At 70.7% G+C, this 21496-nt stretch carries 22 protein-coding genes and 2 pseudogenes; 9 read left to right on the top strand and 15 right to left on the bottom strand.

Translation table 11 applies throughout. The annotated features are described in order from the left end of the window. Positions 1-33 precede the first annotated feature (33 nt). The 4 genes from ACVW19_RS14360 to ACVW19_RS14345 form a co-directional block, all read right to left on the bottom strand. A complete protein-coding gene (locus tag ACVW19_RS14360) occupies positions 34-1371 on the bottom strand; it encodes a hypothetical protein (RefSeq protein WP_457459782.1) in 1338 nt (445 codons plus the stop codon). A gap of 27 nt (positions 1372-1398) precedes the next feature. Then, positions 1399-2058, bottom strand: coding sequence for an HdeD family acid-resistance protein (locus tag ACVW19_RS14355; protein WP_457459781.1), 660 nt, complete (start codon positions 2056-2058; stop codon positions 1399-1401). A gap of 208 nt (positions 2059-2266) precedes the next feature. After that, positions 2267-2797: a hypothetical protein gene (locus ACVW19_RS14350; RefSeq protein WP_457464609.1), complete on the bottom strand. Its 531-nt coding sequence runs from the start codon at positions 2795-2797 to the stop codon at positions 2267-2269. 80 nt (positions 2798-2877) lie between these two features. Further along, positions 2878-4506, bottom strand: coding sequence for an MFS transporter (locus ACVW19_RS14345; protein WP_457459780.1), 1629 nt, complete (start codon positions 4504-4506; stop codon positions 2878-2880). Positions 4507-4805: 299 nt separating this feature from the next. Here ACVW19_RS14345 and ACVW19_RS14340 point away from each other — a divergent pair, with 299 nt between their 5' ends. The 3 genes from ACVW19_RS14340 (at position 4806) to ACVW19_RS14330 (ending at position 7374) form a co-directional block, all read left to right on the top strand. Further along, positions 4806-5150, top strand: a complete 345-nt coding sequence (locus ACVW19_RS14340) for an ester cyclase (protein WP_457459779.1) — start codon at positions 4806-4808, stop codon at positions 5148-5150. 1453 nt (positions 5151-6603) lie between these two features. After that, a complete protein-coding gene (locus ACVW19_RS14335) occupies positions 6604-7161 on the top strand; it encodes a hypothetical protein (protein WP_457459778.1) in 558 nt (185 codons plus the stop codon). A gap of 138 nt (positions 7162-7299) precedes the next feature. Then, positions 7300-7374 carry a 50S ribosomal protein bL37 gene (locus ACVW19_RS14330; protein WP_109381338.1) on the top strand — a complete coding sequence of 25 codons (75 nt, stop codon included), beginning with the start codon at positions 7300-7302 and terminating at the stop codon, positions 7372-7374. Between the two features lie 418 nt (positions 7375-7792). On the opposite strand, the gene ACVW19_RS14325 is transcribed toward ACVW19_RS14330, so the two are convergent. Next, a complete protein-coding gene (locus ACVW19_RS14325) occupies positions 7793-8095 on the bottom strand; it encodes a DUF1540 domain-containing protein (protein ID WP_457459777.1) in 303 nt (100 codons plus the stop codon). Positions 8096-9271: 1176 nt separating this feature from the next. On the opposite strand from ACVW19_RS14325, the gene ACVW19_RS14320 reads away from it, so the two are divergent. Then, positions 9272-10120 carry a DUF4397 domain-containing protein gene (locus ACVW19_RS14320; protein ID WP_457459776.1) on the top strand — a complete coding sequence of 283 codons (849 nt, stop codon included), beginning with the start codon at positions 9272-9274 and terminating at the stop codon, positions 10118-10120. 5 nt (positions 10121-10125) lie between these two features. Next, positions 10126-10812 carry a class F sortase gene (locus ACVW19_RS14315; RefSeq protein WP_457459775.1) on the top strand — a complete coding sequence of 229 codons (687 nt, stop codon included), beginning with the start codon at positions 10126-10128 and terminating at the stop codon, positions 10810-10812. Positions 10813-11084: 272 nt separating this feature from the next. On the opposite strand, the gene ACVW19_RS14310 is transcribed toward ACVW19_RS14315, so the two are convergent. Then, positions 11085-11351 carry a hypothetical protein gene (locus ACVW19_RS14310; protein WP_457459774.1) on the bottom strand — a complete coding sequence of 89 codons (267 nt, stop codon included), beginning with the start codon at positions 11349-11351 and terminating at the stop codon, positions 11085-11087. Then, positions 11348-11620 (bottom strand): hypothetical protein, encoded by a 273-nt coding sequence (locus ACVW19_RS14305; protein ID WP_457464607.1) that lies wholly within the window; start codon positions 11618-11620, stop codon positions 11348-11350. Before ACVW19_RS14305 ends, ACVW19_RS14310 begins: the two co-directional genes overlap by 4 nt. A gap of 1347 nt (positions 11621-12967) precedes the next feature. Here ACVW19_RS14305 and ACVW19_RS14300 point away from each other — a divergent pair. Then, on the top strand, positions 12968-13306 hold the full coding sequence (locus tag ACVW19_RS14300; RefSeq protein WP_457459773.1) for a MerR family transcriptional regulator: 339 nt from the start codon (positions 12968-12970) through the stop codon (positions 13304-13306). Positions 13307-13659: 353 nt separating this feature from the next. Here the strand turns inward: ACVW19_RS14300 and ACVW19_RS14295 are convergent, their stop codons facing one another. The 6 genes and pseudogenes from ACVW19_RS14295 to ACVW19_RS14270 form a co-directional block, all read right to left on the bottom strand. Continuing rightward, positions 13660-13986 (bottom strand): SCO5918 family protein, encoded by a 327-nt coding sequence (locus ACVW19_RS14295; RefSeq protein ID WP_457459772.1) that lies wholly within the window; start codon positions 13984-13986, stop codon positions 13660-13662. Between the two features lie 47 nt (positions 13987-14033). After that, positions 14034-14443 (bottom strand): annotated as a pseudogene (locus ACVW19_RS14290) (CBS domain-containing protein). A gap of 46 nt (positions 14444-14489) precedes the next feature. Next, entirely contained in the window at positions 14490-15980 is a 1491-nt protein-coding gene (locus ACVW19_RS14285) for a DEAD/DEAH box helicase (RefSeq protein WP_457459771.1), read from the bottom strand. A gap of 276 nt (positions 15981-16256) precedes the next feature. Continuing rightward, complete coding sequence (locus ACVW19_RS14280; RefSeq protein ID WP_004986771.1) at positions 16257-16460, bottom strand: cold-shock protein; 204 nt, start codon at positions 16458-16460, stop codon at positions 16257-16259. Between the two features lie 491 nt (positions 16461-16951). Then, positions 16952-17113 carry a hypothetical protein gene (locus ACVW19_RS14275; protein WP_457459770.1) on the bottom strand — a complete coding sequence of 54 codons (162 nt, stop codon included), beginning with the start codon at positions 17111-17113 and terminating at the stop codon, positions 16952-16954. 579 nt (positions 17114-17692) lie between these two features. Next, entirely contained in the window at positions 17693-18460 is a 768-nt protein-coding gene (locus ACVW19_RS14270) for a hypothetical protein (protein WP_457459769.1), read from the bottom strand. A 205-nt stretch (positions 18461-18665) separates the two neighbouring features. Here ACVW19_RS14270 and ACVW19_RS14265 point away from each other — a divergent pair, with 205 nt between their 5' ends. From ACVW19_RS14265 to ACVW19_RS14255, 3 genes and pseudogenes are all read left to right on the top strand, one after another. Further along, positions 18666-19094, top strand: a complete 429-nt coding sequence (locus ACVW19_RS14265) for an Asp23/Gls24 family envelope stress response protein (protein WP_457459768.1) — start codon at positions 18666-18668, stop codon at positions 19092-19094. A gap of 38 nt (positions 19095-19132) precedes the next feature. Continuing rightward, complete coding sequence (locus tag ACVW19_RS14260; protein WP_457459767.1) at positions 19133-19345, top strand: hypothetical protein; 213 nt, start codon at positions 19133-19135, stop codon at positions 19343-19345. A 443-nt stretch (positions 19346-19788) separates the two neighbouring features. Next, positions 19789-20476: pseudogene (locus ACVW19_RS14255) on the top strand (DUF6286 domain-containing protein). Between the two features lie 46 nt (positions 20477-20522). Here ACVW19_RS14255 and ACVW19_RS14250 read toward each other — a convergent pair. After that, positions 20523-20696 carry a hypothetical protein gene (locus ACVW19_RS14250; protein ID WP_457459766.1) on the bottom strand — a complete coding sequence of 58 codons (174 nt, stop codon included), beginning with the start codon at positions 20694-20696 and terminating at the stop codon, positions 20523-20525. A 323-nt stretch (positions 20697-21019) separates the two neighbouring features. After that, complete coding sequence (locus tag ACVW19_RS14245) at positions 21020-21292, bottom strand: hypothetical protein (protein ID WP_457459765.1); 273 nt, start codon at positions 21290-21292, stop codon at positions 21020-21022. Positions 21293-21496 lie beyond the last annotated feature (204 nt).

Genomic DNA, 21496 nt, shown 5'->3' with positions numbered 1-21496 from the left:
GGTGCCGTCGGCGGACGGGTTCCCGCCCTCGGATCAGGCGCCGGACTCCCCGTGGGCAGGGGGAGCGGCGGCCCCGAGGATCGCCAGGACCACCAGAGCGGCCAGGACGACACCGAGAACGAGCACCACCGCCCCGACCGTGGGGTGGTTCCAGAGCACCAGCGCCAGCGACCCGGCCGCGAAGACGCCGCCGGTGGTCCACGCCCGGTGGTCCGCCAGCCAGCGTCCGGCGGACCCGGTGCGCACCCCGGCGCGGCGCAGCGCCCGGCCGGTGGCCGCCGCACCCCGTTGCGCCGTCGTGCGAACGGCACGTGCGGGACGTCCGGGACCGTACAGGTACGCCACCAGTGCCGTGATCACCGAGACGACCAGCAGGGTGCGCGTGCTGTCGCGCAGGAACAGGACGAACGCGTCGTAGATCGTCGCCGCCGCGCCGGGCGGCAGCGTCGCGGGCGGAACCGAGTCCAGGTAGACCCGTCGGGCCACGGCCAGCGCGACGAGCAGCACCACCATCATCACGCCGACACCCGTCGCGGTGACCATCAGCATCACGCGGTGTGCCGGGGCGGTCCACACGGCGAGCGCGGCGAACACCACGGTCAGGACGGGCAGCCAGACGCCGAGGACGTCCAGCAGCCGCATCATGTCCTGCGCCTTGCCCAGTTGCTCGGTCTGGAACAGTGTGATCGTCCGGTCGGTGTCCGGGATGGCGGCCGCCTTGTCGAAGCCCGCGTCGACGAGCCGCTCCCGCACCTGGTCGACGACCTTTCCCACATCCAGCTGGACGGTGTCGCCCTGGGCGCGCACGGCACCCGCGCTGTCACCGGTGAGCATGGTCACCACCGCGGCGTGCGCCCGCCGGTTGGCGCCCTCCCACACCTGCTGGAAGGTGTCGCCGGTGATCACCCGGCTGACAGTGCGGTGCACGACCGTCCTGACCTCGTTCTGCAGCGGACCCGTGAGGGACTCGGCCCCCGCCACGACACGGGGCGGCGCCCCGGCGTTCTGGAGGGCCTCGGCGAGTGAGTCCGTCACCGCCGAGACGTCCACGTTCTCCATCACGCGGTCCGTGAGCCGGTTGATCACGACCTTCTGCACGGCCGGATCGGACGCCAGCGGTGCGACCGTCTCCACGTACCTGTCGGTGTCGGAGACCGTGTCCTGGACCCAGGCCGCGACGACGGCCAGGGGAGCGAGCAGCAGGGCCAGCAGAAGGAGGATCGAGGAGCCCGCCACGCGTACCCGCCGGTGTCGCACCGCCGCGTGACGGCGCAGCCGCTCGTACTCCGCTCGTTCGTCGGCGGTGAAGGCGTGCTTCGGGTGCGCGGCTCCGTCGGAGTCGGGCGGGCCCGGGGTCGTGGCCGGGTTCATGGGTGCTCCTCCGCGGCGGTCGCGGTGTCAGGCCGCCGGGACGGGCGTGTGCGGCCCCGCGGAGCGCGTCTTGTGGAGCGCGGCCCGCCACGCGAAGGCGACCACCACCTCGGCCAGGCCGAGCAGGACGAGCCACAGGCCGAGCAACCGGGTCAGGGCGCGGGCCGATTCGGCCGGCAGGGCGAGGACCACGATCCCCGCGACGATGGCGAGTACGGCCGTGCCCAGGACGACGCCACGGTGCGGCAGGTCATGGGCGGCGAGGGCCGTGTAGAGGGTGAGCACGCCGGAGACGAGCCAGACCACTCCGACGATCAGGGAGAGCGCGGCGATCGTCTGCAGCGGGTTCCGCAGGCACAACACCCCGGTCAGGACGTACAGCACGGCCAGGAGCAGCCCCGGGAGCCGTTCGTGCCCCTCCCGCGCGAAGACGGCCACGAACCGGAACGCCCCGGTCACCAGGAGGTACAGGCCGATGAGGACGGCCAGGACGTGCAGGGTCGCCTCCGGCCAGACCAGCACCAGGACGCCCGGCACCAGCGTCGTGACGGCCGAGCCCAGGAGCCAGGTCCATGAACGGCCGAGCCGTGTGAGTGCGTGTGTGGGATCGCCCATCGGATCGAAGGGCATTCGGTCGGCACGGCGTTCCGACCCGGTCTGCGGTACCGGACCACGCGGCATGGACATGACCTCTCCTCGCATGATCGGTCGGTCGCCTCCGGATGCGCCGACGGGGCGGTGCGTGACGGACGGTCCGTGACGGACGGTGTGCGAGAACCTGACGATCCAGGGTCACGCCTGTCACCGGGTGCCGGGATCACCCACGGCGGGTGATCCCGGCACCCGGTGCAGGTGCCCCTCCGTCCGGCGGTCGGTACCCCGGGCCCGTGCGTTCTCAGTGCTTCAGGACGATCTTGAAGGAGACGATCAGCAGGCCGATCAGCAGATTGACCGACGCGGTGGCGGCCATCAGCCGCCGGGAAGCACCGGCACGGTGTGCCGCGGCCACGGACCAGCCCACCTGCCCGGCCACGGCGACGGAGAGGGCCAGCCAGAGGGCGCCCCGCACGTCCAGGCCCAGGAGCGGACTGACGGCCACCGCGGCGGCCGGCGGGAAAGCGGCCTTGACGATCGGCGACTCGTCACGGCACACGTGCAGCACCACCCGGCGGTCCGGAGTCCGCTGTGCCAGCCGTGCCCCGAACAACTGGGCGTGCACGTGCGCGATCCAGAACACCACACCGGTGAGCAACAGCAGCAGCACCAGCTCGGCGCGGGGGAACGAGCCCAGCGAGCCGGCGCCGAGCACCACGGAGGCCGCGAGCATGGATCCGTAGACGGCACCCGTGTAGTCCGCGTGGATTCGGCGCTCGGCGCGGCGCGCCCGCCGGTGCGCGGCCGGGCCGTCCCTGGCCCTGCTCCTGATCCTGATCCTGATCCTGGTCTTGGTTCTGGTTCTGGTTCTGGTTCTGGACACGCCTGGCTCCCTTGGCCTCAGCCTTGGTCTCAGCGCTTCGGGCCGGTCGCTTCGGCCGGGGCACCGGCGTCCGGCTGCCGCGGACGGCTGCCCGGGGAGGTCGGCAGATGCGGTGTGACCAGGAAACTGGCGAGAGCGACGCCGCCGGTGGCCAGGATCGCCGCCTTCAGGCCGGCCAGCTGTGCGGAGGCGTAGGAGTCCGTGACGGCGTCCACCTCGGACGGCGGCAACCCGGCACGTTCGGCCGCCGAGCGCACCTGACCGGTGGAGACGAAGGAGACCCCGGCCTCGAGAGAGACACCGACCTGCGTACGGGTCTCCTCGGACAGACGCGGGTCGTCCGCCACCTGTGTGGTGAAGGCGTGGGCCAGCGCACCGATGAGAATCGACCCGATGAGCGCGGTGCCCAGCGCCGAGCCCAGGTTCTGTGCCGTGAACTGGAGCCCGCCGGCCTCACTGCGTTCCTCCTCGCCGACACCGGACTGGACGACGTTGCCCAACTGAGAGGCGAGCAGGCCGACCCCCACGCCCAGCAGGGCCATGGCTCCGGCGAACTGGGCGTCGTCGATGACCGGGTCGACGGTGGCCAGCAGCCACACGATGGCCGCCGTCAGGGTGAGCAGGGCCACCCGGACCACCCGGCGCGGCCCCCACACCCGTCCCAGGGGGGACGCGGACAGGGAGGTCACCAGCATGGTGGCGGACACCGGGAGGAGACGCAGCCCGGTCTGGAAGGCGTCGAACCCCTGGACGACCTGCAGATACAGCGGGATGGTGAAGAACAGCCCCAGGAGGATGAGGTTCTGGCTCAGCAGCGTCAGCAGACCGGACCGCAGCACGGGCCTGTCCAGCAGGGACAGGTGCACCAGGGGGTCGGCGCCCCGGCTGTCGCGCCGCCGCTCCCAGTGCCGGAAGACGGCCAGGACGGCCACCCCGGCGCCGACGACGAACAGCGTCGGGGCGAAGCCGAACACGGTGAAGGGCGGGTTCCGCGGCTGCACCCATCCCCACGTGCTGCTCTGCAGCACGCCGAGCACACCCAGCCCCAGTCCGGCCGCGGAGAGCGCGGCACCGACGCCGTCCAGCCGGGGAGGCGGGCCGGTCCGGACGGGCGTCGCGATCACCCGACGGCACAGCAGGACGGCCACGACGACCACGACCTCACCGGCGAAGACCAGCCGCCAGGTCAGGTACGTCGTCATCCAGCCGCCCAGCAGCGGGCCGACCGCGATCCCGGCGCCGGCGAGCCCGCCGATGACCGCGTAGGCGACGGCCCGGTCCCGCCCGCGGTACGACTCCGCGACGAGGGCGACCATGGCCGGCAGCACCATGGCGGCTCCGAGCCCCTCGATGACGGACCAGCCCAGCGTGAGGACCCACAGCGTGGGGGCCACAGCGGTCAGGGCCGACCCCACGCCGTAGACGACCAGGCCCAGAAGGAACATGCGGCGACGCCCGAAAATGTCCCCGAACCGCCCACCGATGATCATGAACGCCGCCATGACCAGTGCGTACAACGTGATGACGGCCTGGATGGCGGTGACCTCCGTGTCGAAGTCGTCGACCAGCCGGCTGATGGACACGTTCATGACGGAGGTGTCCAGGACCATGAGGAACTGGGCCGTACCGAGAACGATCAGGGCCCGCCAGTGCTTCACGCCGTCCACCTCGCCGAGTCGGCCCGGTACGCCGGCGGGGCCGGCCGGGCAGCGGCCGGCACCCGCCGCTCCGTCCATCGCACCCGAGGCACGCTTCCCCTGCCTCACCCGCCACGGGGGAAGGGACGACGCTTTCCAGGGGCCTTTTGCGCGGGTGGGGCCCGGTTTTCCCTCCGGCCCGGGGGGCGTAAAACCGTCGTCGCCGCTCACCCGGGTGGGACCGGGGGCACGAGCGACGGAGGCGAGTCGGCCGTGCAGCACACCCCGCCCGAAGGCACTGCGGAAATCCTGTTCATCCCATGCTCACCCCCGAGCAGCAGAAGGAACTGATCGAGAAGGTCTTCCACGAGGGCCTCGACCTGGGCGGCCTCTCGGCCGCCGACCGCTACCTCACAGCGGACTTCCGCAACCACGGCAGCCATGACGACTCGATGCGCGGGCCGGAGGCGTTCAAGCACACCACCAAGATCCAGCAGTCCGCGTTCAGCGACATCAAGTACGAGACCCTCGACTTCATCTCGCAGGGCGACAAGGCCGCCAGCCGCACAACCGCAGCAGGTTCACCCCGGCCGCCACCATCAGCCCGCACAGCACCCACTGCGTCACCGGCGCGAGGCCCTGAGCCGAGTCGACCTCCGGGGTGAACCCGCCGAGGGACACGGCGGACGTCGCGTAGGAGAACGCGTTGAAGAGACCCATCCGCGGGTCCAGCCCGGCCCGTCCCAGGCAGGCCGGGACCGGGATGCCGATCACCGTCACCGCGAGGTAGACCTTCCAGAGCCGTCGGGCGGTCCCGCGAACGGTCGCGCCGAGCGACTCCATTTCGACCGGCCCCGGCAACTCGGAGCGCAGGAGCTCGCGTCCGCCGATCCGTCTGCGCGGGCGCCACCGTCGAGGACGCGGCGACGAGCGTGACGGAGTCACAGGTCGTGCTCGATCGCGGGGACGCGGTCGGGCTCGGTCGTGCTCGGTGAGGACGACGACGCGGTCCCCGGGCCGCAGTTCGTCCTCACCACCGGGGAAGAAGACGGTGCCGTCGCGAACGATCGCGCCCACGCCGGCTCCGGGAAGCGCGTCGACCGGACCGTGCGCGAACCGGCTGTCGGGCCGGACCCGGCCGCCGCGACGCCGGCGACGAGTCCCTCGAGAGCGACCACGAGCACACCGGACCGCGCCCGCCACGCCTGCCGACCGTGGTGCGGGGCACGGCAGCCCGCGGGCCGCGCTGATCTGCCGGCACGCGACCAGTGATCGTGACCGAGCCCTCGCCCACCAGCTCCGGGCCGTGATTCGGGGCGGCGGGGGGATGGCCACGGACTCCTCCGAAGAGGGCGCCGGCCGGACGGAGTGGCGCGCGCGTGGCACCACCCCGGACACGCCGAAGACCGGCCCGGGAGGGGGGACCTCTCCTGAGTCGGCCCTCGCCTGCTGTGCCCCCGGCAGGATTCGGACCCGCGACACCCGTTTGAGGAGTTCTCCCCGGTCAAGAGCCTGACCTGGGTAAACGGTGCCTTGGGCGCGTCCGGCCCGGGAAAATACGCTTCGGTGGTTCCCACGAGTCCGCGGGGGCTGCCGGTCTCATGTGCGCCGAATCCGTCCCGGTCGGCCCACGGGCCGAGACGGTGCCCCTCCGGGCGGTGCAAGGGATCTGAAGGTGGCGTCGCGGGTCGGGGGCGGTCGGCTGCTCGTGCGGGCGATGTTCCCCGGCCGCCCGGTGCGGCGGCGGCCTCGACGTGGCGATGCCGGGACACGCGCTCCTGCCCCGGGGAGGACACACCGTCCCAAAGTCGTGAGCACTTTGGCTGCAACTGTCCTGATGTCGCTCATTTGAGCGCTTGAGTGGCACATGCCCGCCGACTGCTCACGGTTTTCGACACCATGGGGTGACGTTGAGCCGCGACGGCTTCGAGGAGTTCCTGTGCTCCCGGCCGTTCGAGGCCTGGAGTCCGGCGCGCGATCCCGACGCGATCGGCGCAGGTTCTCCGACGACATCACGCATTCAAGGTCGGCAATAGGCCTGAAGTGTTCCGATTCTGCTGTCGGCGGACCGTTCCGCCATCCCTTGTGTTCATGAAGATGCCGAGTAATCGTCATTACATGATTACGGCACAGCAGCGAGAACAGCTGAGGGGCTGGTTCAGCGGCCGGCTCCCCGACGACCTCTTCGAGGAACTGGCCGAGGTCACGGTCGACCGCGAGGAGATCACGGTGATCGGACGCATTCCCGGACCCCGGCCGGTCGAGGACGCCTCTCCGGCCGAGCGGGAAGCGGCGATCGAGGGCCGGATCCAGGAGTTCCGGGAACGCACCCGGGACGCCCGGATCGCGGTCGCCCGGGACGCGGAGCACCGCTTCGGCCGGAAGGTCTCCTGGGGAGTGGAGTGCGACGGGCGGCGCGCCCTGTTCACCCATGTCGCCGCGCCCGTCATGACCCGGCTGCGCCAGCCGGAGCGCCTGGTCCTCGACACGTTGATCGCCGGCGGGGTGGCCCGCAGTCGCAGCGAGGCGCTGGCCTGGTGCGTGCGCCTGGTCCAGCGGCACACCGACGACTGGCTCGCCGAACTGCGTGAGTCCCTGGAGCACGTCCAGCGGGTGCGGGCCCAGGGACCGGACAGCGAACGGGAGGAGGACGAGCCCGCCGCCGACGGTGAGTGAACGGCGTTGTCGGTGGCGCGCGTTACCGCGCGGGGCGTGCCCCGTCTCGTAAGGGCCGCTTCACCACTGGTGCGGACACCCGGGGCCGAACCTAGACTGGCGGAGGCAGGAAGAGCCCCGATCAGGGAGATGCGCACCATGGCCAAGCGAGCCAACAAACGACGCGGTCGTAAGAAGAAGAAGGCCAACCACGGCAAGCGTCCCAACGCCTGAGCCGACCGAGCGCGCCGCCGAGGGCCACCACGCCAAAAGCGCCCCGGCAGGACCGGCCTGGATGTCGAAGGCCCCGGACCATGATCGGTCCGGGGCCTTCCGCCTGGTGCCCCCGGCGGGATTCGAACCCGCGACACCCGCTTGAGGAGTTCGATCCGATCCTGCTCCGGCTGCTGTCGGTGACTGGTGCGGCGGCCGGACGGGGGTGCTGATGTACGTCCCGGTCCGGCGTCATCGACGGCAGACGTGAATGTCGGCGACCTTCTGATCCGTGGCTCCGTAGAACTCGGTCAGTGCTGGTCGGACGGGTTGCTTCCTGGTTTCCGACGGGCGCTTCCGGATCGGCACGGTTGCTGGGGTCACTGCACTTCGCTGCTGTACGGCAACCCCGGCAGCTCGTGATGGCTGTGCCCGTCGCTCAGGCCCGCGCGTAGGTGAGGCAGTCGACTTGCTCGTGCTCGTAACCGACGGTGATGGACGGGGCATGGCACTCCAGCCCGGTGTTGTGCCGACAGTCGGCCATCTTGCACGCGCCGACCCGGCCGGTGACGGACGGCTCTCCACCCTCCATGTCTGCGCTCATGAACGTGTCACAGACGGGGGCGCTGGCGTCTCCTACGGTGATCGCCACGGCGTGGCAGGTGTGGTCGTGGTTGTAGGCGCAGCTCTCGGCCGCGCATTCGTTGATGACTGGCAGTTGCATGACGGGCGTGGCTGCCATGAGAGGGGCTACTTTCTTGAGGTGCCATACGGGTTGGTCGCTGGGGTGGTGGCCCTCCCCGGGCGACGTGGCACACCACCACCACGAGCAACGGTCACTGCTCCGGCTTGCTGGACCGACGCCTCAGCTCATCCACGTCCCGCCGAAGCCTGGCGATCTCGTTCTGGAGCTGTCGCAGGTGGTCCCTGATGTCTCCGCATCTGCGGCGCGGACGCGAGGCTCCGGCGGCGGTGCGTAAGGGCGGGGTACCGGACAGTGGCCATGGGGCGGCGGGTACGGATGGACGTAGTGGCGCCAGGGGCCGTGTCCACGCCAACAGCTCATGGAACGCTCCCTTCCTGGCTTCCACTTTCCGCGATGTTCGGTGGTGGCGCACTTTGGCCGGGGCAGAAGACCTGAGGCCGACAGGCCGACCGCTTCCCTCTTCCCCGGGGAACGGGGTGATCGTCCCTCTCGGCGTGGTCCGCGCAGCCGTGGACGCCGACGATGACCGGGGCGATCCGTAGCAGCCACCGGGCGCCGGGCCGGAGATCGACGACGAGTGCCACGCCGGCCACCCCGTCCCTGGGCTGCGCGTCTACGGTTCGCCCGGGCAAGAGGTTTCCGTACCGGTGAAGATCGTCGACCGACCTTCCCGCTCAAGGCCATGCAGAGGTGGGCGAAGGTTTTTCGCGCGACTCGTATCGCGTGTCCGTCGACGCCGTCGACGGTCCAGCGGCTCCGGCCGCGGGCCTGGCCCAGGGCTCGGGCCGTCCGCCGGGCCCGAGCCGGCCGGGGCGGCGAGCCGTTTCCGGTTGGGGCGTACGGCGCATAAGTGGCGCACTGTCGCACGGCATCTCATACTGGGCCAGGTGTCACGGGAAGCAGGCCGCTCAATGAAGAGCGCCTGCCTCGCCTCGCGGCCGCCGGGATCGAAGTGCTGGGTCCCGTTCAAGGACCCGCCCGGGTAGCCCGCCCTCACTTCCGACAGCACGGCTGACATCACCAGTGGCACCACTCCCGACAACACTCGTGACACCGACCGCGGCCGCGTGCGACAGCACGACGGTTGCCGGACGCCAGTGAGGAGTCGCTGGGCACCCGGCCGAAGAACCCGTCGCGCGATGCATCCGAGAAGCCGCTCATCCGGAAGCCGGGCCCCACGTGTGACCGGGGTCCCCCACGAAGGGAGTTCCGATGACGAACTCGCGCAGCAGGAAGATCGCCACCGTCACCGCCACCGCCGGTGCCTGCGTCCTGTCCCTCGCCGTGGCCGTCCCCGCCTCCGCGGACGGTACGGCGCAGGAGGACGGCAAGGCGTCCGTGTCCGTCTTCCACGGCGTTCCGGGCCTCACCGTCGACGTGTACGCCAACGGGAACGAACTGCTCCCCGACTTCAAGCCCGGCACCCTGACCGAACCCCAGTCCCTGGACCCGGGCACCTACGACATCGAGGTCTTCGCCGACGGCGAGGGCCCCGACGGCAAGCCCGCCATCCGGAAGAGCGTCGAGATCCCGGCCGGGGCGAACGCCACGCTCGCGGCCCACCTCGACGCGCAGGGCGCCCCCGTGCTCACCGCGTTCGTCAACGACACCTCCAAGGTCCCGGCCGGTCAGTCGCGGCTGACCGTCCGTCACGTGGCCGCGGCACCCGCCGTGGACGTCCGCGCGGGCGGCGAGCCGGTCATCGAGGGCCTGACCAACCCGAACGAGAAGTCGCTCGAGGTGCCCGCCGGCACGGTGAGCGCCGATGTCGTCCTGGCCGGGACCGGCACCGTGGTCATCGGCCCCGCCGACCTCGACCTCGCCGAGGGCGCCGGCACGGTCGTCTACGCCTGGGGCAGCGCCGAGGACGAGAACCTCGCGCTGAAGACGCAGACGATCAGCGGTATGGGCTCCGCACCGCGCGGTGTGGACGCCGGCGAGAGCGGCGCGATGGCCGCCGACAACGAGTCCGCCACCATCTGGCTCGCCTGGGGCGCCACGGGTGCCGTCGCGGTCGCCGGTCTGCTGGCCGCCCGCCGCCGGTACTCCCGGAGCGACTGACGGCCATGCGTTCCTCCCTCAGGGGCGGGCGACCCTCCGCGGCGGCCGTCGGGGCCGCCGCGGTGGTCGCCGTCGTCCTGGCGGCGCTGCTGTTCTGGTCGCTGTGGCCGTCCGGAACCTCGGTGCCGTCGGACTTCGGCACCCGGCCGCGGGCCCAGGAGCCTACGGCCGGGGCCTCGTTCGGGGGCCAGGACGGTGGACCGGGCGAGACGGAGAACGCGTCCGGTTCCGTACCCGAGCCGACGGCGCTGCGCATTCCACGGGTCTCTCTGGACGCCCGGCTCCAGGGCGTCGGCGTCAAGGACGACGGAACGGTGGAGATCCCCGACAGCGCGGGGCAGGCCGGCTGGTACCGCTACGGCCCCGCGCCGGGCGCCCCCGCCGGATCCGCCGTCCTCATCGGCCATGTGGACGACCGCACCGGCGCCCTGGGCGCTTTCGCCAAGCTGTACGAGGTCCGGAAGGGCGACGACGCCACCGTCGCCCGCGAGGACGCGCCCCCCGTGAGGTACAAGGTGACGGCCCTCGAGGTGGTCGACAAGGACAGGCTCCCCGACGAGGTGTTCCGGCGCCACGGACGGCCGGTCCTGACCCTGGTCACCTGCGCGCCCCCGTACGACCGCGAACACGGCGGCTACCAGCGGAACTTGCTGGTATACGCCGTTCCCGCCCAGGAGCGCGGCCAGGGGTGACCGGCGACGAGGCCTACGGCCAGGACCCCCGCCACCGAACTGGAGGCGGAGGCCTGACGAACCGTCGGCGCAAGCGGAACCCGACAGCGCCGGCACCATCACCATCGGCCCGGTGCCCCCGGCAGGACTCGAACCCGCGACACCCGCTTGAGGGTTCGATCCGAGTCCGCTCCGGCTGCCGTCATCGACTGGTGCGGCGACCAGGCAGAAGTGCTGGTGTGCGTCCCCGTCCGGCGCCGTTGATGGCAGACGTGGATGTGAGCCGGACAGGACTAGCCGCCCGCCGAGCGGCGACGGCCGAGGATCGGCTCGGCCAGCAGTCTCGCCGCCGGGCAGAGCGTCTGGCCGTGCCGGGTGAAGAGTTCGTCGCGAGAGTCGAAGCGACCGAGGTCCGTCAAGACGTACGCCGAGAGGTCGCACGCGGCGCCGTCGGCCGGACAGAGCGTCACACCGTCCCAGTCGATCGCTGTCCTGGACAGCGCGTCGAACAGCGTCTCCGGTCCGGCATTGGTGAAGCCGCCACCATGACTGTCACTCAACTCGTCAAAGCTGCCGAAGAGTTCAGAGACTCCCAACCAGGGTGCGGTGGGGTGGGGTGGACGCCCGCCGGCAGGCCCTCGAGGCGGAATTCCGGCCATGCCAGGAGAACCTGCTCCGGGACGATCCGATGCAACCGGGGGAAGCGCGGATACCAGAAACTCCCGTCCACCAGCAGGCCGCGCACCCGCGTGGCCACCCCGGATGCCCGTGCCACGGACTCCAGCACGGCCAGTCGCTGGCTGCACGAGCCGCGGCCGCGGCGAAGCACCTCGGACACGGGGCGCTCGTCCTGTACTGAGTACCTCGTCCTGTACTGAGTACACCGGCTGCACCGCTGCTGCGATCCACCGGTGGGCCCGGCGCAGGGCCGCTATCTGGCGGACGTGCCCCGGATCGGCCCCCGAGTTCGCTGTCGTGTCGATCTGTCGAAGCGACGAGACAACCTGCGGATGCTGCCAGTCGAGGATCCGCGTAGGGGCGGTACTCCCCGCCGCTCTCCCCCTGCCGGTCCCGCCGACCCGGGGCCGGACTCGCGGCATGAGAAGCGAACTCGTCATGGCCATGGCCCTCTCGTCCAGCGGCATCATGCCAGGGGAGTTGAACGCGTTCAACCATGGTGGAGTTGCCGCACCCGGCAAGCCTCGTGTGCGCTGAATCCGTTCTGGCGGGTCCTCCCCGAGAACGGCCGTCGGGCTTGTGCAGGGGCACGTCCGGCTTGACTTCAGGGCGACGGTGAAAGTGCGCTCGGCGGACCGACGTCGGGTGCCAAGTCCGGAGCCGTGCGCCTATCGCGTGGGGTGATCGGCGGATTCGCTCCAGGGTCATGGACGGGACGGTGACACTCGTCGGTCGTGACCGCGGTCGGCCCCGCCATGCCCGCACAGCGGCCGGCCGACCGTGCCGGCCGGCCGACCGTGCCGGCCGGCCGACCGTGCCGGCCGGCCGACCGTGCCGGCCGTACGACCGGCACGGCCTCGAGGGCCGGGAACAAGCTGGTGGCGTCGTTGCGGCGACCGTCCGTCGGGACGGTCGCCGCTCCCACGCGTCATGCCCCAGTCGAAGCCGAGCGGTTGCGGCACCTGGGTGCTGGTGTGGAACCTTTCACTCGCATGGGCTGAAATCTGTCGCGGCTGCTATAGACATGCATGCGCGCTGAGGTTAATGTGTCTGCTGTAGCCAGGAAGTCAGCGAGGTGTGGCAGACACGAACTGCCCGCACGGAAGCAAAGGTTCTGGCACGGCGGTGGAGTGGTGGGGCCGGAGTAGGCTTGGGGCCCCCTCGCTGACCGCCGGGCCTGGTGGCCGTATGAGGGCCGCCGGCAGTACGCAGGATCCGCAGTGTCAAAAGATTTGTCAGAAGGAAGAGAGAAGGAGGAGGACGCCATCAGGATCGCCCGGGCGAGAACGGTTTGCCCGGGTACCGCAGGCCCCGGAACGGAAGGTGGTCCCACGGTCACGTATCCGCGATCCCCGCACTCTCCGCCCCCTGTCGGGGGCCGGTGCGGAAACAGAAGGCCGGCATCGCAGTAAGCCGGTCGGTGGTGTTACAAATCCCTCGGGGCCTTGGTGCCGTACGGCACCAAGGCCCCTCGACGCGTTCCCCCTCAGAGGTGCAGATGACCACAGACACGCCGTTCAACCGAATCGACGACGACGACTACCCCGCTTACACCATGGGACGAGCAGCGGAGATGCTCGGTGCCACGCCCGCCTTCCTGCGGGCCCTCGGTGAAGCCCGGTTGATCACGCCGCTGCGCTCCGAGGGCGGCCACCGTCGCTACTCCCGCTATCAGTTGCGCATCGCCGCCCGCGCCCGGGAAATGGTCGACCAGGGCACCGCCATCGAGGCGGCCTGCCGCATCATCATCCTGGAAGACCAACTGGAAGAGGCCCGGCGCATCAACGACGCACTGCGACGCGGTGAGGCCGGGTCCAACCACAAGGCGGACGCCTGACCCGCACCCTCACAGCGGACGGTGGCCCACCAGGACCGTGGCCGGCAGCCGATCAGGCCCGGGCATCGCAATCCGGCCTGGGACCGCGGTCCACGGCGGTCCACGGCGGTCCGAGGAGACGAGTCACCGGCGCTGCCGTGGCGACGAGCAGGCCGGCCATCGAGTTCCACCGTCCGGTCCGCACGCAGTGTTCCGGTCGCGCAGGCCGCGGCTCACCAGGTGTCCTCCGTGGGAGCGCCCGGAGTCATGGTCGCCCTCGCGCCAACCTGCTCGAGCGGCTGACGAGGTCGGGGAAACAAGCCGGTTCGGGCCCTCAGCGCTGTCCTGGTACCGGCTCGCACCTCTCCCGTCGGTCAGATGGACATGGGCGCGCCAAGCACCGCGGAAGCCCGCTGGAGCGGGTCGGCGATCCTCGCCTCTGAGACCTCTGAGACCTCTGAGACCTTGGGGCCGGTGCGGCAGGTGAAGCCGAGCCGGGTCATGGCCCTGAGGACTTCGCCGCCGCTGAAATCGCGACGGTCCTGGCGGGTGATGACCTGGCCGACCTGCTTGACGGGGTAGTGGCGGCGCCCGATGACGACGGAGTCGCCGGTGACCGGCTCGGGCTTGACGCCCTTCATCGATTCCAGCACGCCTTCCTTGGTGAGCTCGAACGGAAAGCGGGCGATGACACAACGCATGACGCCTCACAAGGAGAAGGGGAAGGGGCCGACCGTGGTGAGGCGGTTCAGCGGGAGAGGGCGACGACGCCCGGGGCGTTGCCGTGTTCGTCGACCACGGGCAGGGCCTCGGGCCGCCGGTGCCGCATCGCGTGCTCGGCTTCGGCCACCGCGGTCAGCGGCGAGGCGAAGAGTCCGCCGTCGTCGCGTCGGAGATGTCGCGCAGGCGGACCCGGTCGGTGTATCCGGAACCGTCCCGCACGGCGGTGAGCCGGGCCCGGGTGACCAGGTCGGTGTACTGGCCGTCCTCGTCACAGACGACGAGGTGAGCCGTGCGGGCGGCGGCCATGACGGACAGCGCCACCTCGACGGTCATGTCGTCCCAGACCTGGGGCCCGGCCGGGTCCATGGCATCGGCAACCGTCCTGTGCACGGTGTCGGTGCTCGTTGAGCGGGAATGCATCTGGACCAGCGTCAAGAGGTGCCTCCTGCAGAGATGGGTCAGCTTCCTGATCAAGACGGTTCTAGGCCGCGTCGGAGACGGACCGTCGCGCGGGCGCGCGCCGGGTCGCCGAAGCGGAGCGGCGCCGGCCGCGCGAGGTGGCGCCGCGCTTGGGGCGTTCGACCACCGGTGCGGTGATGACGACCGGGATGCCGGAGGGGGCCTGGGCGCCGGTGATGCGGTGCAGGGCCTCCGCGCCCGCGCGGACCTGGGTGGTCTGCGGGACGATGCCGGCTGTTGCCATCAGGCGGGTCATGGCCCGGCGCTGGTTCGGGGTGACCAGGGTGACGACGCTGCCGGACTCGCCGGCGCGGGCCGTGCGGCCGCCGCGGTGGAGGTAGTCCTTGTGGTCGGTCGGAGGATCGACGTTGACGACGAGGTCGAGGCTGTCGACGTGAATGCCGCGCGCAGCGACGTTGGTCGCCACCAGCACGCTGACGTGTCCGTCCTTGAACTGCGTCAGCGTACGGGTGCGCTGCGGCTGCGACTTGCCCCCGTGGAGGGAGGCGGCCCGCACCCCGCTGTTCAGGAGGTGCTCGGTGAGGCGGTCGACGGCGTGCTTGGTGTCCAGGAACATGATCACGCGGCCGTCGCGTGCGGCGATCTCGGTGACGGCCGCGTGTTTGTCGGCGCCGTGGACGTGGAGCAGGTGGTGCTCCATCGTGGTGACCGCGCCGGCCGACGGATCGACGGAGTGCACGACGGGGTCGCTCAGGTAGCGGCGTACGAGCAGGTCGACGTTGCGGTCGAGAGTGGCGGAGAACAGCATGCGCTGACCCTGAGGACGGACCTGGTCGAGCAGGGCGGTGACCTGCGGCATGAAGCCCATGTCGGCCATCTGGTCCGCCTCGTCGAGGACGGTGACGGCCACCCGGTCCAGTCGGCAGTCGCCGCGTTCGATGAGGTCCTTGAGGCGTCCGGGGGTGGCGACGACGATCTCGACGCCGCGGCGCAGCGCGCCGGCCTGCCTGCCGATCGGCATCCCTCCCACTACCGTCGCCAGACGCAGCTTCACTGCGCGGGCGTACGGCATGAGCGCGTCGGTGACCTGCTGCGCCAGCTCACGCGTCGGCACGAGGATCAGCCCCAGCGGCTGCCGGGCCTCGGCGCGCTGCCCGGCCGTACGGGCCAGCAGCGCCAGCCCGAAGGCGAGGGTCTTGCCGGAACCGGTGCGTCCCCGGCCGAGGACGTCCCGGCCGGCGAGGGAGTTCGGCAGCGTCGCGGCCTGGATCGGGAACGGGACGGTCACGCCCTGTGAGCCGAGCGCGGTCAGCAGCTCCGCGGGCATGTCGAGATCGGCGAAGTCCGTCGCCGCGGGCAGCGCCGGGGTGATCGTCTCCGGGAGGGCGAACTCACCCTGGAACGCGGCGGGGCGGCGGCTGTGACCGTTGGAACGGACCGGTCCGCCGGAGCGGCTCGGGGACGATGAGCCGAACCGGTTGCCGTTCTTCCCGGGGGCGGTGCTGCCGTTCCGAGTGCGGGCGAAGCGGTCGTTCGTGCGTGTGCGGTTCATGCGGGACCTTCCTTGATGCGGCACATATCAAGGAATTTCCGCAGCAGTGAGCAGCGCGGAGAATTGCAAGAACGGGCCGAGTGGGGCGCGAAAATAAATCGTGCGCCAAAATGTGATCGAGGGGAGATTTTCTGGTGTCCCCGAAAGGGAATCCGTGTGCTTGAGTCCACGGATTCCTCGCAGTCGCCCCGCAGGTTGAACCACTACGGGAAGTGCGTACAGCTGGGGCCCGCACCCCGAAGGATGCGGGCCCCAGCTGCAGAATGCGTGCCGACGTCAGGCGGGAACGATGTTCTCGGCCGTCGGGCCCTTCTGGCCCTGCGCGATGTCGAAGCTCACCTTCTGGCCTTCGAGCAGCTCGCGGAAGCCCTGGGCGGCGATGTTCGAGTAGTGGGCGAACACGTCAGCGCCGCCACCGTCCTGCTCGATGAAGCCGAAGCCCTTTTCTGCGTTGAACCACTTCACGGTGCCAGTAGCCATGTCTTGTCTCCTTCGGGGCAGTGAGTCGGCATCCGCACTGTACGGACGCCGTGTCGCCGCGATGATCACCCCGCCCGGAAAAAGACCGGTGCCAAAAGGCGCTTCCAGTGGCGCAGAAGCCGACTGAGAAGAACTTGGAATTCGGGAACCACAACTGCAACTGAGAACGACAGTAGCACGTTGCGGCGGTCCGTGTGCGTTGAATAATTCTGCTCTGCCCGTTACTGCAAGGAAGCTGCCCGCACGGTTCCGTAAAACTCTCATCCCGCGGATGCAGATATAATGTTGTCCAGACCCTGCTGGTCCGTAAATCCCCGACTCCGGCCACGAGGACGACGATCCGGACCGGTGAAGGCGGACAGCGGTGCACCGGGGCCCATGCCGATGTGTCCCGGCCGCCGTGAGTGGCAAGTGGAGGGCGACGTCGGCGACCGGCGACCGGTCCGGGGCGGTACCGCTGCTGCGGGCACCGCCGGACCCCGCGTAGCGGTTCAGCCGCGGGGCAGGCCCCGGAGGCCGACCACGCGCAGCAGCTCCAGCCGGTCATGGGAATCGCTGCACGGGCGGGCGGTGTGGCCGGTCAGCCGCTGGTCGTGCTCCGGGCTCGGCAGTACCTCGCAGTCCGGCTCCAGCAGGCTGCCGACCGGGCACATGCTGAAGAGCCGCTGTCAAGGTCGTTGCATGTGCTGTGAGTACGAAGGCCCCTCCGCCCGTGGGGACGGAAGGGCCTCTGCGCTGGTGTTTCTCTGTGCCTCCGGCAGGATCCGAACCTGCGACACCCGCTTCAGGAGTGGGATCGAGTCCTTGATCGGGGGTGTTGGTTCATGCCGGGTGGTGCTCCGTCGTCCGCTCACGCATCGCTCACGCATCGCTCACGCGTGCGGGGTGTTCTTGCCTGCGGCGGAGCGGGCGCGGGTGGGGCAGTAGCCAGGCATGGGGGGCTCGTACTTGAGCCGGCTACCTCTTTGTCCCGTGGCTACGGGCACGAAGTTCGCTGAGGTCTCCTGGTCCGGTCACGAGGCTGCTGCGCTCAGCGACGGTCGCCATGGTCGCTGTGCTTCTGCGCTGCGCTGCACGGCGACGGCTCCGGAGACCTTGGCTCGTTCGCTGTCTGCCCAGGTCACAGCAATCGCCCCGGCGATGCCCGCCGCGGTGTGGCCTGCGCCGAGGGCGAGGCCGGAGAAATGGGACCGGATCAGGCCCGACGCGTCGAGCTGCCGTTCGACGCCGGGCTAGGCCTCGGTTTCCGTGATGAGGACGGCGGCGGTGACCGGGCCCGGGGCGTCCCCGGCGGCCGCATCGGCTACGGCGTCCCGGACGGCGCGGGCGACTTCCAGTGGATGGTGTCCGGGGGCGACCGCGAGTTGGACCTCGATGTGTCGGCCGGGTGGATCGTCATGGTCCTCCACCTTGACCGGGCGGCTTCCCAGCACGGCGGTGAGGCGGGCGACGCCCGGAACGCCCGTCGTGGCGTCCGCGAGTTTCCCGACGGGCCCCTGCATGGATCCTGTTCCGGTCGCCGGGGGTGAGCTTCGCGCGGCTGCAGTTTCCGGCGTCGGCCTCATGGCCCTCGCTGCGGTCGGCGACTTCACGCCTGTCTCCAGGGCCTCACGGAGATCCGTGACGCGCAGGTCGGCTGTCACGGTGGCCAGGCCGAGCCGTTCGGCGGCCGCGTTGAGCAGTGCGCTCCTCAACTGGTCGGCGGTGTGAGGCAGCGGCTGCCCGAGGGGTGCTGTGAAGGCGGCCTCGATCCTGAGCGGGCCAGGCGGTAGCGCGCTGGCCGGCGGGCGGACGGCCGGCTCGGACACGGGCTCGAGCGGTGCCGGTCCGATGCGCAGAGACTCCAGCCGGACACCGGGAATATCAGCGGCAGCGCGTCCGAGGACCCGGACGGCCGCTTGCTCGGTGATCCATGTCCCGTCGTCGGGCCCGCCGAGCGGGAGCAGCCGGCCCAGGTCGAGCTGGTGCCGTACTGCCTGCGTCCACGCCTCGGTTTTCACCGGCCTCTCACCCTCCTTCTTCCATGGCCGCGGTTCTCTTCCTGCCGCACTGCGCCCGAAGTGTCCGCGAGGGCTCCGGGTAGGGGCGCTCGGGCCACTCGTTGGACCACTCCGCCTCACGATCCGCAGCTCGGGCAAACTGCACTAAATTGAATATAATATTGCAAAGGGTTCCAGGAGTGCTCCTTAAGGAAGGAATGCCCTGATGACTGATGACGTCGGCGCAAAATACATCGGTGCGCCCGGTTCTCGCGGCCGGACGACCATCGCCGATGTGGTGGTGGAGAAGATCGCCGGAATGGCGGCACGGGACGTGCCCGGCGTCTATGCCCTGGGCGGCGGATTCGCCCGCTCGATGGGATCCGTGCGGGAGCGGATGCCTGGCGCCGGGAGCGGCAAGTCCGTCACGCGCGGGGTCAGTGTCGAGGTCGGCGAGCTGCAGGCGGCCATCGATCTGGAGATCGTCGTCGACTACGGCGTCTCGATCACGGACGTGGCCGGTGCGGTGCGGGAGAACGTGATCTCCGCGGTGGAGCGGATGGCGGGTCGGGAAGTCGTGGAGGTCAACATCACGGTCAGCGACGTGAAGCTGCCCGACGAGGAGGAGGGGGAAGAGCGGCAGCGGATCCAGTAGCCGGGGCGGAGCAGCCCGCGTGAGTGAAGGAGCGCGTGATGAGCAGGGCCGTGGTGGGCTTGATGGCCGGAATGGCGCTGGGTTTCGCCGCGTATTTCGGCGGCTTCTGGGCTTTCCTGCTGGTGCTGGTGCTGGGCGTCGTCGGTCTCGTGGCCGGGCGGTTGATGGAAGGTGATCTCGAACCGGGCGACTTCGTCCGCCGCCGAGACCGGCAGGAGCGGATCCGCGATGACCGGCGACGGGCTCGGTGAGAGGGGCGGCAGTGACCGGAGGAGCCGATCGGCGCCCGGCATCCCCCGCGGGGAGCGCGGTGCGATCACCGTCGCCGACCGGGCCGTTGCGACGGTCGCTTCCCAGGTGGCGCGCGAGGCGCTGAGCCGGTTCACCTGGTCGGCCGGCCACGTACCACCCGGCCGCCGGACGCCACGCGTGGCCACATCCGTGCGGCGGGCACCGGAGCGGAATACCGCAGGACGAGACGCCGAGCCTGCCGCCGGACAGCAGGCAGTGCTCGGCGAGGCACGGCTGCGCATCGCCGTCGAGCTCGGCCATCCGTCCGACAGCGCGGCGCAGTGCGCCGGGAGGTCACCGAACGGCTCAGGACATGGGCCGGCATGGAGGTGCCCGACCTCGCGGTGCCGGTCGAGAGGCTGCACTCGGTGCATGCCCGGCACGCGGACCAGGAAAGGGTGAGATGAGCACGAACACCTGGCGGCAGCCGCCCGGCGACAGCGACCTTCCCACCGATTCCGGACAGGCGGCTCCGTCCGCCGATGCCGCCCCGGGGCGGGCACGGGCGCGACGGCGGCGATCGACGCGTCAGACCGGTCGGCACGCCGTTTCTGGTCAGCGCGGCGGATTCCCGCGGCCTTGGTGGCCCTGCCGTCCGCCGCGGCCGTTGGATTGCTCCTGTACGACGTGGGCTCGGTGCGGGCAGGACGGTCTGCGATGCACTGGCGGCGGCTCGCCGAGGAACTGGCCACACGGCCCCTGGACGACATCTGGATGATCGTCGGGGCCGCACTGGCGATGGCCCTCGGCCTGTGGCTCTTCCTGCTGGCGGTGACGCCGGGACTGCGCAGGCATGCTGCCCATGCGGCAGCCCACCGGTATCCCCGGGGCAGGGGAGGTCCGCGCCGGGCTCGACCGCCGCGCGGCCGCCCTGGTTCTGCGCGACCGGACCGTGCAGGTGCCCGGTGTCCAGTCGGCACAGGTCGCTGTCGGGCGCCGGAAGGGCAAAGCCCGGGCACGGGCACATTTCCACGATCTCGAGGAGGTCCGTGCGGACCTGGACGCCACGCTGGGGGAAGCCGTGAGGGGCCTTGGGTCTCGCCCGGCAACCCGCGCTGACCGTGCACGTCCGGCGCCCGAAGAACGGCTGAGGTGCCCCCGATGCTCAAGACCGTGAACCGGGTGCTGCTGGGGCTTCTAGGCCTTGGACTGTTCGCCCTGGGCGGCGGCGTGCTGCTGGGCGGGCTGGAACCGCAGCGCCGCCGGGGTTTCGGGATGCCGGGCTGGTGGCCCTTCCGCGGGCCGGACGATGTGGTGCTGGGCACCGCCGAGCACCACCGCCACGATGAGCAGCAGAAGAAACAGCACCACGTCAGCCTCCCCGCATCAGCAGTGGCTCAGTCGCGGTTCGCCGTCCACGTAGACGGCGCGCTGCTTTCTCGGCCCTTCGGGTCAACGGCGTCGCAGTCGCGTCACCCGCGGAGACCGGCCGAGTGGATCACACCTTCTCCCTGTGGCAGTCGCCGGTGACGCAACGGCCCCGGCGTATACACGCCGGGGCCGCCCTTCCGGGTCGTTGCACGTGAGAGTGCGCCGGCCCACTCATCAGGGTATGCCCGTGACGCCATTTCGGTCATATGGGAGGGAAAGGCCGCCGTGTGACCGGCCGGGGCCTGAGGGCGGCCTGTGCCGTGTCAGTCACTGTCCTTCTCCTCGGCCTCCATGAACTGGATCCCCTTGTGCGTCAGTGTGACCATCGCGGGTGTGTTTCCTCGTGCCCAGTCGACCTGGATCAGTCCCTCGGCCGCCAAGTACGTGCAGGCGGCGGCCAGGTCCTCCTCGGGCATGGCGAAGTCCTCGCGCAGCTGCGCCCCGGTGAGGCCGAGGAGGCGATTGCCCTCGATGGCCTCGTACAGGGTCTTCATGATCGCTTCGCGGTAGTGCTGCCGCTCGTGCAGTGTCGCCATGGTCGCCTGCCTCTCGTGCCGGCACCGACGGAGACCCCTACGTCCGGGGCGGTGTCCTCCTTCCCCCGCCGAGGGCCATCTCCTCGGATTTCGTCCGGCTGTGCGTGATCGTCCCGGGAGGGCTGACTGGTCAACAGCCAGGAGCGCACCGGCTCCGCCATGCGCGTGGTGTCCACGGTGAGGTGGAGGCGTGTTCCGCCGTCA

The sequence above is a fragment of the Streptomyces sp. TE5632 genome (assembly GCF_054061295.1).
The sequence above is the reverse complement of the archived record's forward strand: the minus strand, read 5'-3'. Positions and strand labels throughout refer to the sequence as shown.